At 62.4% G+C, this 15,394-nt stretch carries 19 protein-coding genes and 1 pseudogene; 9 read left to right on the top strand and 11 right to left on the bottom strand.

The window, feature by feature from the left end:
• Positions 1 to 115: 115 nt before the first annotated feature.
• On the top strand, positions 116 to 322 hold the full coding sequence (locus tag OXS27_RS29400; RefSeq protein ID WP_267361002.1) for a hypothetical protein: 207 nt from the start codon (positions 116 to 118) through the stop codon (positions 320 to 322).
• 74 nt (positions 323 to 396) lie between these two features.
• Here the strand turns inward: OXS27_RS29400 and OXS27_RS29395 are convergent, their stop codons facing one another.
• The 3 genes from OXS27_RS29395 to OXS27_RS29385 all read right to left on the bottom strand — a co-directional run bounded on the left by OXS27_RS29395 (position 397) and on the right by OXS27_RS29385 (position 2,048).
• A complete protein-coding gene (locus tag OXS27_RS29395) occupies positions 397 to 768 on the bottom strand; it encodes a hypothetical protein (protein ID WP_267361000.1) in 372 nt (123 codons plus the stop codon).
• A 510-nt stretch (positions 769 to 1,278) separates the two neighbouring features.
• Positions 1,279 to 1,470, bottom strand: coding sequence for a hypothetical protein (locus OXS27_RS29390; RefSeq protein ID WP_267360998.1), 192 nt, complete (start codon positions 1,468 to 1,470; stop codon positions 1,279 to 1,281).
• A 104-nt stretch (positions 1,471 to 1,574) separates the two neighbouring features.
• Complete coding sequence (locus OXS27_RS29385; protein WP_267360996.1) at positions 1,575 to 2,048, bottom strand: hypothetical protein; 474 nt, start codon at positions 2,046 to 2,048, stop codon at positions 1,575 to 1,577.
• A 564-nt stretch (positions 2,049 to 2,612) separates the two neighbouring features.
• Here OXS27_RS29385 and OXS27_RS32735 point away from each other — a divergent pair.
• Positions 2,613 to 3,245, top strand: a pseudogene (locus tag OXS27_RS32735) (glycoside hydrolase family 16 protein); the annotation flags it as partial.
• Here OXS27_RS32735 and OXS27_RS32730 read toward each other — a convergent pair.
• The 4 genes from OXS27_RS32730 to OXS27_RS29365 all read right to left on the bottom strand — a co-directional run bounded on the left by OXS27_RS32730 (position 3,209) and on the right by OXS27_RS29365 (position 8,042).
• Entirely contained in the window at positions 3,209 to 3,337 is a 129-nt protein-coding gene (locus OXS27_RS32730; RefSeq protein ID WP_346733028.1) for a hypothetical protein, read from the bottom strand. The pseudogene OXS27_RS32735 and the gene OXS27_RS32730 sit on opposite strands and share 37 nt — an antisense overlap.
• A gap of 3 nt (positions 3,338 to 3,340) precedes the next feature.
• Positions 3,341 to 4,360, bottom strand: a complete 1,020-nt coding sequence (locus OXS27_RS32725; RefSeq protein WP_267361004.1) for a hypothetical protein — start codon at positions 4,358 to 4,360, stop codon at positions 3,341 to 3,343.
• A gap of 542 nt (positions 4,361 to 4,902) precedes the next feature.
• Entirely contained in the window at positions 4,903 to 6,189 is a 1,287-nt protein-coding gene (locus OXS27_RS29370) for an IS66 family transposase (protein WP_267360994.1), read from the bottom strand.
• 1,109 nt (positions 6,190 to 7,298) lie between these two features.
• Entirely contained in the window at positions 7,299 to 8,042 is a 744-nt protein-coding gene (locus OXS27_RS29365; protein ID WP_267360992.1) for a hypothetical protein, read from the bottom strand.
• Between the two features lie 552 nt (positions 8,043 to 8,594).
• Between OXS27_RS29365 and OXS27_RS29360 the strand changes: the two genes are divergently transcribed.
• The 3 genes from OXS27_RS29360 (at position 8,595) to OXS27_RS29350 (ending at position 9,986) form a co-directional block, all read left to right on the top strand.
• Positions 8,595 to 8,750: a hypothetical protein gene (locus OXS27_RS29360; RefSeq protein ID WP_267360990.1), complete on the top strand. Its 156-nt coding sequence runs from the start codon at positions 8,595 to 8,597 to the stop codon at positions 8,748 to 8,750.
• A gap of 256 nt (positions 8,751 to 9,006) precedes the next feature.
• Entirely contained in the window at positions 9,007 to 9,672 is a 666-nt protein-coding gene (locus OXS27_RS29355) for a ParA family protein (protein ID WP_267360988.1), read from the top strand.
• Positions 9,672 to 9,986 carry a hypothetical protein gene (locus tag OXS27_RS29350; RefSeq protein WP_267360986.1) on the top strand — a complete coding sequence of 105 codons (315 nt, stop codon included), beginning with the start codon at positions 9,672 to 9,674 and terminating at the stop codon, positions 9,984 to 9,986. The genes OXS27_RS29355 and OXS27_RS29350 overlap by 1 nt, the downstream gene beginning before the upstream one ends.
• 472 nt (positions 9,987 to 10,458) lie before the next feature.
• On the opposite strand, the gene OXS27_RS29345 is transcribed toward OXS27_RS29350, so the two are convergent.
• The 3 genes from OXS27_RS29345 to OXS27_RS29335 are packed head-to-tail and all read right to left on the bottom strand — an operon-like array spanning position 10,459 to position 11,714.
• Positions 10,459 to 10,713 carry a hypothetical protein gene (locus OXS27_RS29345; protein ID WP_267360984.1) on the bottom strand — a complete coding sequence of 85 codons (255 nt, stop codon included), beginning with the start codon at positions 10,711 to 10,713 and terminating at the stop codon, positions 10,459 to 10,461.
• Positions 10,714 to 10,749: 36 nt separating this feature from the next.
• A complete protein-coding gene (locus tag OXS27_RS29340) occupies positions 10,750 to 11,007 on the bottom strand; it encodes a hypothetical protein (RefSeq protein ID WP_267360982.1) in 258 nt (85 codons plus the stop codon).
• A gap of 50 nt (positions 11,008 to 11,057) precedes the next feature.
• The gene (locus OXS27_RS29335) at positions 11,058 to 11,714 is read right to left on the bottom strand and encodes a recombinase family protein (protein WP_267360980.1); all 657 of its coding nucleotides are present in this window, start codon (positions 11,712 to 11,714) and stop codon (positions 11,058 to 11,060) included.
• Between the two features lie 105 nt (positions 11,715 to 11,819).
• Here OXS27_RS29335 and OXS27_RS29330 point away from each other — a divergent pair, with 105 nt between their 5' ends.
• From OXS27_RS29330 to OXS27_RS29315, 4 genes are all read left to right on the top strand, one after another.
• Positions 11,820 to 12,083 carry a hypothetical protein gene (locus tag OXS27_RS29330; protein ID WP_267360978.1) on the top strand — a complete coding sequence of 88 codons (264 nt, stop codon included), beginning with the start codon at positions 11,820 to 11,822 and terminating at the stop codon, positions 12,081 to 12,083.
• A 20-nt stretch (positions 12,084 to 12,103) separates the two neighbouring features.
• Positions 12,104 to 12,304, top strand: coding sequence for a hypothetical protein (locus tag OXS27_RS29325; protein WP_267360976.1), 201 nt, complete (start codon positions 12,104 to 12,106; stop codon positions 12,302 to 12,304).
• A 308-nt stretch (positions 12,305 to 12,612) separates the two neighbouring features.
• A complete protein-coding gene (locus OXS27_RS29320; protein ID WP_267360975.1) occupies positions 12,613 to 12,867 on the top strand; it encodes a hypothetical protein in 255 nt (84 codons plus the stop codon).
• A 202-nt stretch (positions 12,868 to 13,069) separates the two neighbouring features.
• Entirely contained in the window at positions 13,070 to 14,311 is a 1,242-nt protein-coding gene (locus OXS27_RS29315; protein ID WP_267360973.1) for a hypothetical protein, read from the top strand.
• 255 nt (positions 14,312 to 14,566) lie between these two features.
• On the opposite strand, the gene OXS27_RS29310 is transcribed toward OXS27_RS29315, so the two are convergent.
• A partial coding sequence (locus tag OXS27_RS29310; RefSeq protein ID WP_267360971.1) for a cation transporter occupies positions 14,567 to 15,394 on the bottom strand: 828 nt, incomplete at its 5' end.

The following is a 15,394-nucleotide window of genomic DNA, read 5'->3' as shown; positions in this document are numbered from 1 at the left end:
TCAATTGGGCGAGTGGAAACGCACACCTCAGGCCGGATAGAACCTCATCCATGCACCTAACGCACGGCTGATATCTGGCATCTGGTATGCCAAGAAACGCCGTCCGATGTCATACATGCTGCAACGCAAACGCCAGCACGGACTGCCCGCTATGATCGCCCTCGCTGTTACCGCCCTCGCTGCCGCTGTTGCCGCCAACGTCGCGCTGGTGCCCTTCATGGCGGACCGCATGAGCCGGAAGAGCAGCACTCCGGTGGTGGTTGGTGGCGGGCTTCTCGCCAGCAATGAGAACGTTGTGGCCCTGGCGAAGATCGCCGCCTGAGCCTCATCCCACTGCTGCACTGCGAATAGATCAGCCCCGCCCGGTTATGTGCCCGGCGGGGTTTTTTGTGTCTGCTAGTAGCGTTCGCTGCTCCTGCTCATCCGGTTCGGGATGTAATCGCCCGAGCGGGACTGCTGACCGAACACCAGCCAGCCGAGAGCGAAGCCGACCGTGCCCGCGATAAACAGGCCGGTCATCGTGCCGCTGTCCATGTCGGTGACCGCGCGACTGCCCTGCCGGTAATAGCGGGATCCATACTCAGAGGCGTTGTCCCAAGCGTCTGAGGCTCTGCTGGTGGCACCCCGCAGCGTCTCCTTGGCCTGATCCGCGACGCCAGCACCACCGCCGGATGAGCCGCTGGATGAGCCGCCCGTACTGCTGCCGCCCGATTTACCGGTCGACGCACCGGATGAGCCGCCCGTCTGCCCTGATTGGTTGTCTGCCATGGTCAGCTTTCCTCCTGCGCTCTGAATGGCGCGTGAGGGAGGAACTGCTTCACTGGTAAAGGTGATCCCACAGCCCTGGTGCTTGGCTCGCTCGCTGTAAGCCAGGGAACCGCGCCCATAAGCCGGGAGCAGGAGCAGACCTAGGAGAAGGTCACCTTCATCTTGGCAGCCAGATCGCTGGCATGTCGAGGACTCAGCCCGCGGATTAGCGTCCGATCGCCGCGACGTAGGGCGTAGCAACCATCGGGTTCCCGGACGAGGTAGAGCATTCGAAGCCTCCACGATCCTTCTCTGCAACCAATCGCCCGTGCCACAGCAAGGTTTCGTAAGGCTCGAGCGTCGCCAGCTACCCGATCCCACCGCGGACCTGTAGCTCCCGCAGACGGACCTCGAACGCCTGTTGCTTCACTCTGTCTGCTATTGCGATCCGACGGGTAAGCCGCCGCAGGTAGGCGCAGCTCGCGAGAAAGAGGGCGAGCAGGACGGCAAGGAACAGGAGTTGGTCGCTGCTCATCCGTCCCACAGCGAAATGTTCAGGACAGTTATTACTGCGAAGACCGCGAGCATGGCGACGGTCACCTTGGCCGCGACGATCAACCACTGGCCGAGTGCGTTGTTGTCGTTAGCTGCGCCGCAGGTTGAACAATAGCTCGCATCAGAACGGATCGACCGGCCACAGGCTCTGCACACGTTGAGCAGCATCGGGAAGCCCTCGTCCTGCGTAGCCGAGGCCAAAACCACGCCACGTTGTCGTGTTGCTGATGTCGCACGGAGGGGGTCAGGGCCAGCGCCCTACAACTCGTTGCTCAATGCACCTGTGCAGTGATCTTGGCGGTGTCGGGGGCTTCGGTGGCGCGGAGTTCTCCAACGATGGCCTGCTCCACGACCTTGCTGGCCGCTGTAAGCCTCACCACTGCCGCCTCTAGGCTCGCAATCCTGGCAAGGAGTGCCGCTTCGGACTGGGGCTGCGGCATCGGCTTGTCGATCTGGTGCTGAACCTCTTCTTGCGCGTCCTTCAGCGTCTCAAGCTTCTCCGCTGCCAGCTGCAATCGCTCATCACGCACGGCAAGCTGCTGTTTGAGACCAGTCACCTCGGCCGCGAAACCGCGGCGGTCCCCTTCGAAGCCTCTACGATCCCCTTCATGCAGTCGGCCGGCGAACCACCACGTTACCCAAGCCACCACCACCACGATGAAGATCACTAGGGGACCTAGAGCGGCCGGAGCGGTCCGAACGACTTCCCATTGCCGCCGCCACTCTTCGAGCTTGAAGAAGTCCATTGCTACCCCGCTCGTGTCGCCGAAGCTTACACCGTGGCAGCCTCAAAGCGCAGCTCAACGCCGACTACCCGTCGTGCGTACGGAATGATCGAAAATCCCCCTCATCGCCGGACCTCTAGCACGACGACAAGCAGTAAAATCTTTCTCGGCCAGTGTGTTAGCTGATGTTTCTGGTTGAGCTTCGGCTCGTCTGAGCGGCTCGAAAATGCTGCTGTATCCTGTCGAAAATGCCGCCTGACCACACGCTTTTGGTCGCCAATCCAGGTCCTCCAATCCGGGCTTCCCTGCGCCACCGGGCTATCGGTGTGCGAGGCGCCTCTGAAGGAGATGCCGCCCGCGGGCCAGAAAGGTCGAGCAAATTGCGGCAATCGCTGGCGCTCATGCTCCAGATGCACAAGCTTGACAGCAGCGCAATCATCTAAGTAGGGTTTCCACAATGTTAATAGCAGGAAGACATATCTGATTAGTCCGCAGGCTGCCATTGGTGGTCAAAGCGACGCAGGTAAGTTGTCTTATGACGCGGCAAACGCGCCCCAACTAGCCTTTGATCTGGGGAATACATTCATGGTCGATCTGAACGGTTACAAGCTAACTTTCGACGACGAGTTCAATTCCGCCAGCATCTCGCAGACCGGAGCTGGCACGACCTATGCTGATATCCGTCCGGAGTGGCGCTATGACGCCAATTCCGACATCGGCTTCGGCAAGTCCTCCTTCGTCGACTCGGGCTCCGGCTACGACCCGTTCAGCGTCCAGAACGGCGCGCTATCGATCACGGCCGCGCCCCCCGGCACGACCTCGTCTGGAATTTCCACCAGCTGGCAGTCGGGCCTGATCACCACAGAGGGCAACTTCTCGCAGACCTACGGCTACTTCGAGATCCGGGCTGATTTCTCGAACAACCCGAATGCCTGGGACGCGTTCTGGATGGAGCCCAACCAGCAAACACCGTCCGCCACCAACCCGGGCACTTGGCAGGAACTCGACGTCGTCGAGCACTACGGAAACAACGATGCGGGCGTCTACAGCACGATCCACACGACAGATCCGCAACCCGCCAACGTCCCGTGGCAGGCCGACCGCCAAGTCTACAGTGAGATGCCTAATCCGGCCGGCTACCACACCTACGGGGTGAACTGGCAGGCGGACAACCTCACCTTCTACGTCGACGGCAACGAGGTCGGCTCCCAGGCCACACCGTCGGACATGCACAGTCCGATGTACTTGATGGCCGATCTGGCAGTGCAGAGCAGCGCGGGTGCCACCGGCAGTTCGATGACATCCAGCATCGACTACATCCGCGCGTACTCAAATGATCCGAACGCCGTCGCCGTGGCGCAGGGCACGGTCTCCGCACCGGACGGGCAGGATCCAGGCCTGTACGGGGCGACGGCTGCGGCGTCAGGCTCGGCGGACACGGCCAACACCACGAGCGCCGGCACCGCGAGCACGGCCAGCTCGACCGCCGGTTCGACGAACTCGACCGGGTCGTCTAGTACCGCAGATGGCAATTCGACGAGCAATGCGAGCTCGATCACCGGTTCAACAAGCGCGGCCGACTCGGTGAAGAGCTCGACCGGCACGAGCAGTACCGCGGCCACAGAAGCCACGGGTACGACCAGCTCGACCGCTGGCGCAGCCAGCACGATCGCGAACTCAACTGTCGCTTCCGGCTCGACCGGCGGAACCGATATGGTAAGTCCGACCAACGCCACTGGCTCGGCAAGCGCTACCACCTCGACCGTCACGAGCTCGACTGGGACATCTGACCCCAGCGCATCCAGCTCAACTGTTTCAACCACTACCCCGGCGACGGACTCCGCGAGCACGACGACCCCGAGTGTCACCGCGGCGACCTCGAATGATCCGGCCACATCTTCTTCCAACTCAGCGGTCACCAACTTGACGGAAACGGCGAGTGCAGTCAGTTCCAGCCCAGCCGCTGGTTCTACGACTGCGGATAGCTCGACTGCGACCACAAATGGTGTGACCAGTACCATTCCCACGGGATCAACGAGCACGACTGACTCAGGGGGGGAGGCGGTCACCTCGCCGAGCACTGCAGCCTCGACTGCGAACTCCGGTAACCCGGTTTCCGCCTCGGCGGGTGCAACGAGCCCGACGACCACTGGCTCCACAAGTCCGACGACCGCCGACGGAACCGGCGCGTCCACCGGCTCGGCCGATCCAGTCTCTAGCTCGACGAGCACAGCCAACCTGACAAGTGCGGCCCCTTCGACATTCACCAGCCCAGCCGCAGACACGACAGCAACCGCCAGCTCCCCGGCCAGCGGCGCGACCGACGTGGTCACGAATTCTGTCAGTGCGACGGGTAGCGTTCCTGCTACGACCGCCGGCTCCGCTAACACGGTGGGCAGTGGCTCAACCGAGGCGGCTCAAACGGCAGCCACCAGCTCGGCGGACACGACCGTCTCGACTGTCCCCGCGACGAGCACGGCTGGCGCAGGCACTAGCTCGACGGCCCCCACGGGCTCGATAAACCCGACCGATCTGACGAACACAGTCACCTCGACGGGTACGCCTAACTCTTCAACCACAGCGGCCCCTGACGTAAACAGTTCAGTGACCAACTCTCCCAATAGCAATACTTATCAATACCGAACATTTTCCATCAGCGACTCTGATAGACAAGCCGCAATAGATATGATGGAAAAAGCATCCCAGACCAGCGGTGGACAACCGACTTCAAATGGGTCGACACATAGCTTATATGATGCGATGTTTCATTTCGGGTAGATATCTGGATGCCTCTTCAATCGTAACGGATGGAATTCTGATAGGACTGTTCAGAGTGTAATCAGTTTGTAATTACCCACGCGTTTTATGGCAGGGTTCAAGCGCCGATGGTTTTGAGGATGGCGCCGAATGGATTGGCGCCGCTCAGGCGGGCGGTGTCGACGACGGTGCGAATGGCGGCTTCGCCCTCGGCCGCCCACATGGCGCGGTAGCCGTTGGTGACCTTCCGCTGCACGACGGCCGGACGAAGCAGCCGCTCGGAGCCGTTGTTGGTCGGCTCGACCTTTCCGGGATAGGCGAGGAAGACCAGGAGCTGATCGCGGGCGCGGCTGATTTTGGCCTGCAGCTCGCGTGTCAGATCACAGCGGCTCGGCGTGGCCAGGATGGCGCCGAGTTGTCGATCCAAGCTCCGGCGCTTGGCCGAGAGCGTCGAGGCGGCCAAGTCGGTGACGCGTTTGGCCAGGGCGAAGACGCTTCCCAGCCAGAGCTGCAGGCGCCAGGGCACGGGGTCGTCGCTGACCTCGACAACGTAGGCAACATCGCGCGCCAGATGCGCCAGGCAGGTCTGGTGCTCATCCGCGTGGCCTTGTTGGGCCGTGTAGCGGTCGGAGATCCACACAGCGGGCCGATGCCCGTCCATCATCTCGCGCACAACGACAGCGCCGCGCGTCGGCGAGGCCGTGTGCACCACCGCGTCGGCCGAGTGGAACAGCCAGTGGTAGGCGTTCGAGCCTTCGATCCGCACGCCGATCTCGTCGCAGGCGACGACCTCAGCCTTGCGCAGGGTCGTGATGGCCGCGTCGCGACCGGCACGGAAGCAGCCTTGCGTGCGGCGGAGCAGGTTCATCAGCCCGCCCTGGCTGAGGCTGAGGCTGAGGCCGAACAGGTCGGAGAGCGCTGCCTGCAGCCGCTCATACGAGAGCGCTTGGAAGGTTTTGAGGTACGTCGCCACCGCGTGCAGCCGCGGACCGAAGGGCGTGCCGCGCGCCGCCTCCGGAACCGGTGCGACGCCCCGCTCCCCACAGCGCGGGCAACGGACCGCGAGACGCTGGTGCTGCGTCACGACCGGCGCCACCGCGGGCAGCTCGATTTGCTCACAGACGCTGACGATCTGCGCCGGAAGAGCGGCGTGCAGGCTGGCGCCGCAGCACGCGCACGCCTCGGGACGATGCTCGACGACTGCGTCAGGATCATCGCTGACGACGCGGCTGCGACCCTCGTGACCGGGCTTGGCGCCGCCGGGCTTGGAGTGCTCGCGCTGCTCCTTGCGATCGGTCGCGGGCGGCTTGGACGAGGTGCGCGACGTCTTCTCTGGCCGCTGCAGCCGCAGCACCAGCTCGATCAGCTCTTCGCGGCTCAGCCGTTCCAGTTCGCTTCGACCCATCCCATGAGGGAATCAGCGAAATTGGACCCGCGCAAGAGGCAAGCTTGGCTCGGCAGGAGCGCAGCCGCGGGCGTTCAGCCGCCGACCGATCCACCCCGTGGGTAATTACATCAGTTTCAAGAAAGTTGCGCCTGATACATTTCGGCTCGGGCGTTTAATATGCTAAGTGACTTTAGAATTACTTTCTGGTTCGTAATCGGTGCAGAACCATGCCGGGCGCCGTCACGGTGGGCGACAAGGGCGGATGCTCGACAGGGGTGCCTATGGCGACCAGGCGTCGTCGATCGCCGGCATGCGAGACGGCGTTGACGGCAACTGAACGATCGAAACCTTTACGCAGAGCCTCACGAAGCGAAGGGCCATCACGACGACCATCCAGGCCCGCAACCTGACGGCGTGATGCCTAAACTAAGCCGTCGGGCGTAGGATTTCGTTCTTGCGCCGTGCTGGCATGCCAGGAACGATTCCACGTCGCTACGGCCTTGGCTGACCGAACGGCACAGGGCCGAACCACGAGTATTGTCTCCGGCCCACCAGCTTTGCCATAGGAGCCCCGTACAGGCCGGTAAGGTCTCAACCCATGGCTGGCGGCCAGGGAAGCGCTACGGCCGTCCTGAGTCCGGTAACGTGGCCTTCAGCATATCTGTGCGAGGCTTCAGGCTTCGATCTCAGGGGCAATTCGTGGATATTCTCGACCCTGTGAGTGGGCGTGTTGTACGGATTTCGATCCCGAGACCGTCAGCGACGAAACCCGCATCGCCGAGACCGGATGCACGCCGGCCACAGCCGCAGTCCTAGTCACAGCGCGCTGGTTTGCCGTCGCTCGGTTCGTTCTCCACCGGCCCGCGAGCGTACAAGCTGGCCACGAGCCGCCAGAACTCTGGACACTCACTCGCGTGCGCCTGCAATCGTGCGTCGATTTTCTGCCGTGCGACCTGGGCAAACGCCTCCACGTCGTCGGCATCGATTTCAAGCGGGTTAGGCATAGCCGGCCCTCGCGATCGGGCATGTTACACCCGTTCACATGAACGCCCGCGCATGAATGTTCGATCCCGCACAGTCGCATGGCGGTTAACAGACCGTTCGGCATATCGCCCGACCGCTTGCGCTCACCGCATAGCTCGGGCTCCGCGAGACGGAGTCGCACCAGAATCTCGATAGGGCGCTTCGCGAGCCTGACCTTGCCCCCCGGCAGCCCTTTGACCGGTCTCAACAAGTGCTGCTGTCTCGGGATTCTGATCACTGGTGTCCGTGGGACGCAGATTTCTGCATCCACCCCCCTGCCAACCACCACGGGCGATCCACGCGAGCCATTCGCGGGACAGCACCTTCAGGACGTTGGCGAGGTTGCGATCGCCAGGACGGCGCCGCTCGATCACGAGAAGCAGTCCGTCGCCCTCGGCCAACCGGATGGCGGTTTGTGCGAGACGCTTGGACACCCCAGCCCGTGCGGCCACGGCGTCGAAGCACAGATCACAGGAGCCACGCTGCCGAACCTCATCGGCCACGACCCGCAGGACTGCGAGCTGCCCGGTGGTGAACCTCGACGCGAGGGCGGGCGGCATCGGACCTGACGCGGCCAGACGACGGCGCCGCTCTATCGCCAAGGACCGCTCAGGAGCCCGCTGGAGGCGCTTCGGCGGGAAGATGGATCGCAGGTGCCCAAGCTGGACGGCGGCCGTCCTGGAGCTTCTCTGACCCTCCTGACGCGCTCTCACGATGGCGTCGAGCGCTTCGTACTCAGGCTCTCCGATCTCACCAGCGAGGAAGGCAGCACCGATCCGCTGGTTGAGCGCAGACAGCGCGACGGGAGGCACGGCCTCGGCCTCCTCTCGCAACAGGGCATAGTTCATCCTTCACGGTCCCTCACGGGCCGCGCCTAGGATCCAGGCAAGCCTTTCCCGTCGACGGAAACGGGTTCCGTCTTGACACCCCGGGGGGTCTCATGGCTTGTGGGGGGCAGCTACGCGGGTCCCCACAGGCCCTCAGGTTTTTCGACGGGCTTCCAGTTTGGCGACTGGAGGCCCGTTGGCTTTTCAGGGTCTATCTCGCGGCGAACATCTCCGATAAGCTCAGCCGGCCGACTCGTATCCGAGACGTAGGCCGATCGCCTTCATGGCCCGGTCTAGCACACGCTGTCAACGTGATCCCGCTCTCGGATCAGTTGAACGCACCTTAGATCCAGTCAGGATCAAGGCTAGCTTCCAGCCGGCGCAGTGCTGTTTGCATTAATTCGAATGGATCGGCCTTGGAGCATTGTCGCTCAGCTTCGAGCTATACTTGGAAGATCTGCAACCGGCCTTTTCCAAGGAAGCCCTGGACGCATAGCTTGCGATGTTGTGCTTGCACCAGGGCCAGATGCGTGTTGTCTGCTACTGACTCAGCAGATATTCGCAGGTGAGCATATGGCCGAAAGCAACAACCGCATCCCTCGCATCGCAGTCGTGGTCAAGATGCACGACGCGATCGATCTCGACATGAGCTTGATTATGCCTGTCGAGGAACTAGCCGAGTCACTCAAGCGGGCTGGCATTACTCATCTCGTGCCGCTCAGGTCTTAGGGGATGCGAGACGAAGACGGGAGCACGTATGAGGAATTGACCCTGGCTGGTTCTCCTGGCCCTGCACTTTGAGCGGAGCCCCAATCGCGCCACCGTAACGCTTTCACACCATCACGCTTCTCCACAAGCTACCGACCACACAGCCACACAAGCTGACAGGTATGGCCTCAAGCTTGTTGACGTTCCGGCGATTTGGGCCGTGTAGCTGTGTGCGTATCGGCATCCACGCCGGATGGCCCGTGTGGAGGTGTGATCCATGAAGGTGGTCGCGTTGCTTGCCTGGAAGGGCGGGGTCGGAAAATCGACCCTGACTATCAACCTCGCCGCCGCAGCGATCGAGGATGGACACAAGGTCGGCATTATCGACCTGGACCCTCAATCCAGCCTGTCCGAGTGGTCCGACCGGCGCGAGGCGGAACAGCCATTCGTGTCCGACGCCAAGCCCCGTGCGGTGGCTCAGATCGTCGAAGCGGGCCGTGGGCTCGGCCTGGACCTGATGCTGATCGATACGCCTCCCAACGCGACAGACGAGGTGGAAGCCGCCCTGGCTGTGGCCGACGCTGTTGTGATCCCCACGGGCGTCGCCTTGTTCGATCTAAAGGCCGTCACCCGCACGGTGCGTGTTGCCACACAGGCCAACAAGCCAACAAGCGTGGTACTCAACAGGGTGGGAAACCGCAGCGACCGTGAGGCGGCCCGCATCCGGCGCGAGCTGAACCAGATTGGCATGCCGATCCTGCGAGACGTGATCCACGACCTGAAGGTGTTCCCGCGATCGGCCGACGCTGGCCAGACAGCGATCGAGGTAGAGCCGGAAGGGAAGGGCGCCTCAGATGTGAGAGCTGTGTGGAAGCACGTTTCCAAGCAAGTTGGCCTGCGTGCTAAGACACGCTCACGCAAGCTTGCGAGTGGGACTGTGTGATGGCCAAGCCGAACCCTCTATCCATGGCCGCGCAAGTCGCGGAGTCGATGAAGACACCGGAGAAGCCGAAGGCACCACCGCTTCCGGCGCCTGCGGTAGAACCCGCACCGGCCAAGGCCTCACGCGAGGGCAAGCGCTTCCTCGGCTACTACGTCGAGCCCACGCGGCATGAGGAAATCAAGCAGGCGGCACTGGACGAAGGGATCCAGATCCAGGAGCTATTGCGTCGAGCCGTGGATGCGTGGATGGAAGTGAACGGCACCGAGGCTGTGGCAGCGGTAGAACGGCGGCGGGCTCGACGGGCGGGACGCTGAGAGCGCGCGATCACGCTTAGGCGCGATGTGCTTCTGTCTCTCGCTGCACCTCATCGAGAGCCCCTCTGATGATGCGACCGAGACGCTCCCTTGCTTCCGCGAGTGGCATCGGTCTTTCAGGTGGGGTTCCAGTGGGCCGCGCATGACGCCAGCAATTGGCCGAGCGTTTCAATAGGCCAATATTTTCGCCGCGCACCCATCCGAACTGCCGGAACTTGTGCTCTCCACCGAAACGTGACTCAAGGCACTCTACCGTCTTGTAGATATCAAACCAGTTATCACTTCGAGAGAAGAACATCAGAGCCTCGACGAGGTCTATATCGTTCTCTGCTAGTGCAGCCCATCTTTGAACATCACTTGGCCGTGGCATTGACGGGATTGGTTGACCATCTGGGCCAAGAGCAACACCTACGGCTCGCGCCCTTGCACGACCTACATCACACGCAACACCAATCCCATATCTGCGCTCGCTTCAGTCCTGACTAAATTCAACAATGCTCCGGATCGTGACCGGTAGACGGTCTTGATCCTTGGCGATCAATGCTCCGTACAACATATCAATCAATGGCTTGGCTTTCTGCCAGACATCATCAGCCGACACAGCATCTTCAAAGACAGTGGAGCATAAGACTGGTCCGCCATCGCCTTCAATTATCGAAGGGTCGAATGGAGGCTTGAACTCCTCTCGCCAGTCGCCGAGGTCAAAAGGCTCACCGTGCAGATACACTCCCCATCTGGGTTTGCACATCGGGACCTCAGGCCTTTAATTGTCGGCCGGCGCTTGAGGTGCATACCGCTTTACGAACTCGCTGGCTTCGGCCGCAGCGCAGATGGGGTCACCGCTCGGACGAAGGACGGTGATCATGTCGCTATACTGAGCCATCTCGTCTTCGAGGGCATCCCGGACGGCCATAGCTGCCGCGATCAATGCATGGTCGTCGTTATCGGCAGGCACGAGCTTGAGGACGGTGCTACCGCCCTGGAATTCTCTCCAGATGGGATACTCGACAAGCTGTGCCATGTGGCCTCCTGGTCGGTGCATGTCGATCAACCACGAGCGAATGCAAGGCCTCAAGCAGTCCGCCCGAGGATGTCTTTCACAGCCATGTGGCTCACGTCGAAGCCCTGCGCCTTCATGGCCTCTGCAATGGTCCGCAACGACTGACCGGCGGCCTTGAGCTGCTGCATGGTACGTATGGCCGCCTGCTGCGCCTCGACGGGCTCCAGCGCCCCTTCAACGACGGTGAAGCCGAACGGTACCTTGCCGCCGAGATAGCGCCCACGGGCCTTCTGGTCCGCCTTCACGTTGGTGATGCGCTCCCGGATCCGGTCACGCTCAGCCTCAGCGAAGGCCGCAGCGATCGTCAGGAACAGCTTAGACAGGCCGTTGCCGGCGATGTCGCCACCTAGGTCCAGAAGGTGGAGCCTCACGCCCTGCGCCTTGAGCTGCTCCACGACCTGTAGGGCGTCGAGGGCCGACCGGAAGCAACGGTCCAGCTTCGCCGCGATGATGATATCGCCGGCCTGGAGCTTCCCGAGAAGGGCACCGCCAGCTGGACGCTCGTTGAGCGGCACCGAACCTGACACGCCTTCCTCGACCGCGATCCCGTCGAGCTGCAACCCGTGCATCAGGGCGTAACCCTCGATCATGCGGCGTTGCACGTCCAGGGACTCGCCCTCGTTGGCCTGCCGTGCCGTCGAGACCCGCGCGTATCCGAACACCGCCATGACCAACTCACCGCTGTAAGCTTGTAACTTTGTGTCTCGTACGAGCCGCGGCGTCAAGGCGTTACAGCACCTTTACAGCGAAGAAATCCGACCTTCAGGAAAACTATGATTGCATTCCTAGACCAATGGGGGCCGTTCGCCCCCGACCTCCGACCGGCCGAACGCGTCGAGCGCCTCCGTGCGTTGCGAGCGATCACCCGCTTGCTTCTCGGACCAGCCGGCGAGGGCCTGACCAAGCTCCTGGCCCTGAGCGAAATCGATCCCGACCCGTCAACCCTGCGGTGCGCCGTCGACCTCATCAACGCCATGCCCAGCCTCGACCGCCGCAAGATCCTCGCGAGCTACGGCGCCCTGAACCGACCGGCCTGACCAGCCAGGAGAGAGAACACATGCTCGACCGCACTGAGACCACCGACCGCGACCACCTTGCCGCCCTCGCCCATTCTCGACGCGCTGCACAGCAGGCGGTCGTCCTCATCACCAGCGCCCTCGACGGTGACCAGCTCGCCCGCCTCAAGCTGCTGCTGACCGATGCCGGCGCACACATGGCCGACGCCCTGGAGGGCCTGAAGCTCCGGCCGGCGACGTGAACGGGGGGGTCCCAAGCCTGGGCGTTGGCCCGATGCCTCGACCCCCGGGGGTCTTTTTGTGGCGGAACCCACCCCGGCTCTTGGGGTGACCGACCGACCTTGAACGCCAGCGAATGCAAATCGCAATTCGAACGCGAGTCAGATCAACGACTTACGCGCAAGCAACACTGACCATTCTCAACCATGGTTCAAGATGTTGTATGCAACACTCAGACTATACCTGGAGTCAGAACACGGATACTACTTGACGACCCCCAGGCCGTGAATCATCGAAGCTTTCGAGCTGCAAGGACAGCCGAGGGAGCGAAATGTTCAAGCCACGCCGCCGCCGGATCAGGTTTCAGGCAACACCCGAGATGGAGCGCGCCCGCGCCGATCGGCTGATGAATGAGCTGGTGCCCTTGCTGCGCTCGATGCGAGACTCGGACAGCACCGCCCCGCTTCTAAGGTTTGAGGCGAAGAACGTCCTGGCAGTGAGCGGCGGCTTGCTCGATGCGGTCACACCGGATCACCACCCGCAATGCACTATAGTGCAAGACATGCGGAACCGCGCAGCAAGATGATGCCACGTTGAGCGAAGGTAAATTTTCTGATAACATTCTTGGTCAAGCGGTGACTCATACCGCCGCCAGTTCACCAACGATAGCGCGCCGGGCCGAGTCCCGCAAGAGGAAATCCGGTACGCAGTCGACAACCAAAGAAAGGGGAGCCCCTCACGCCGTAGCGCCCTGGCAGGTTCCAGGCGGAGGGTGGCTCAGAGGATCAGTGGAAATCGAACTCAACGAGAAGAATTATAGCATCTGCTATACTGCTGCACAAGCGGAATTTGATCGAGACACGCCCCTCGGCTTCAACTGGACCGCAGATCGCAGCATCGCTGACAGGCTTGGTCTTCAGGGCGTGGACAAGCTCGCCCTCGCATCAGTCGTTGGTGACCTCCTGGTGGCCGCCGAGACCGGCCGAGCCGTCTCCTACAGCCGTAACAAGAACTTCTACCGTGGGCAGCAGCGCTACTGCGGCGGCGCCTACACCTATGCCAACGTCACAGGATGCGTTCGGGCGCTTGAGGGCGCCGGCTACATCGAGAACTGGACCGCCCCCGCCCGGTCACCTCGTGAGGGCGTCCAGGGCGTCCAGAGCCGCATGCGGGCCACGCCGCTGCTCCTAGAGGCATGCCACGGTTTGCCTGTCACACGCCCCGACAGCCGAGAAACGATCTGGCTCCGAGATGTCGACGGCCGCAACGTCGACTACGCCGAGACGCGCGCCGTGGATCGCATGCGCAAGCGAGTGGAGCGGATCAACGCGAACATCCTCTCCATCGAGATGGGTCTACCCCTGCCGGGCGTGACACAGGAAGCGCACCACTTGGTGATCCCGCACGTCGCCAAGACCGGCAACGCCGTCGACATCTACATCCCCAACGACGCCTTGTCCGTGCGGCGCCTGTTCTGCCGGGGCTCATTCCAGTGTGGTGGCCGGCTCTATGGCTCCTGGCAGCAGATCCCGAGCGCGCTTCGTTCGAGCGTCACCTTAAACGGGGAGCCCACGGCCGAACCGGACTTCTCATCGATCCACCCCCGGCTGGCCTACGCCATGGCGGGCCGCCCGCTGGCACCTGGAGACGACCCGTACACCACCGGGGACTTCCCCCGTAAGCACGGGAAGCTCGCCGTTCTCGTGAGCCTCAACGCCCCGACCACAACGGCCGCCGTGGGTGCCATAGCCGAAGAACTCGGGACGCCTCGTGAATACGCCAGCCGCTTGTTGAAGGCCGTGAAGGCGAAGAACCCCGACATCGCCCACATGCTCGGAACCGACGCAGGTGTGATCCTTCAGCGCCGGGACTCGGACATCGCCCTCGACGTGATCGAGGCGTGTCACCGTGACGGCATCCACGTTCTACCCGTCCACGACAGCTTCATCGTCCCCGCCAAGCATGCCGACCGGACCCGTGAAATCATGGACCGGGCATGGTCAGAAGCCCTCATCTCGGCGGCGGCCTAAGCCTCTGATACGGCGGAGGAAAAGTGACCTCACGACTTACAGATGGGAGAGAGACCTGGAGATGGTTGGGTCGGTGGTCGGGGTGTGAGTGTTGGATTTCGCCGATTTCGCCCTCTGACCACCACCTCGGCGGTGTTCGTCTCCCTCAACGCCGTGTCCAGCTCCACCCTGGCTGGTATCTCTTTATGAGAGACACCACGCCCGGTCAGAGTTCTCCCTGTTCGACGCGACGACGAGCACGGCGTCGGGATGGCCTCAGTCGGTCTCTTCGTGCGGACAGACCGGTGCTGCAGTGACCACAGCGCGTGTCGTCGCTATGGCAGCCTGGAACGCCAGTCCTGCGTCCAGCAGATCCATCGCGTACTCAGGCCAGCGCACCGGAGCCAGGCGCAGCGCCAACGTCAGGCAGGCCGAAAAGGTGGTTGCGATCGCATCGTTGCGCGCACTCAGCCATGTCGCTTTGATCAGGGGGTTTTCTTCGTTTCGGAAGCGCGCCAGCACGCCTGCTGTGATGTAGGCGATAATGATCGCGCTCAGAGCTGAGAAGCCGAGTAGTTGAGGATCGATCGGACGCGGCTCTGCGATCTTACCCGACAGATCATAGAGTGTGTACGCACCACCCGCTGCCAAGATAGCGGCAATGACAAAAGCAGATAGGCGCTCAATCTGGGCGCCTCGCCCGAACACGAAAGCTGCGATGGCGTTCAGCAGGATCGTATAGATCCAGTCGATCGCGTCCTTCAGAAACTGAGATGACCCGATCGACAGCGCCCAGAGACCCTGAGCGATTGCAAACAGCAGAATGCCGCCGGCGATGGCCCACACGGTATTCTTGTAGGCGCGCCCACGCGCAGTGAGGTGCTCTCTATATGGAGCGTCAGGTGGCAAGATCAGCAGGTGCTCAGCACGATTGGGTAAGGCCCCCGTCGTAAACGGCACGACGACGATTGCAATGGGATCGACTTGCACAACGGTCCCGTTGCTAGTCAGGGTCAATGAACAGGCGAAGGGTCGGCGCTGACCCTCGACCGGCTCGACGCGGGCAGGCCGGGTACCGCCGCAGACCTCCAGCTCCAACACTGG

Source organism: Methylobacterium sp. GC_Met_3 (assembly GCF_026540775.1).
In the GTDB taxonomy this organism is placed as follows: domain Bacteria; phylum Pseudomonadota; class Alphaproteobacteria; order Rhizobiales; family Beijerinckiaceae; genus Methylobacterium.
This window is presented reverse-complemented; position numbering and strand designations above follow the sequence as displayed.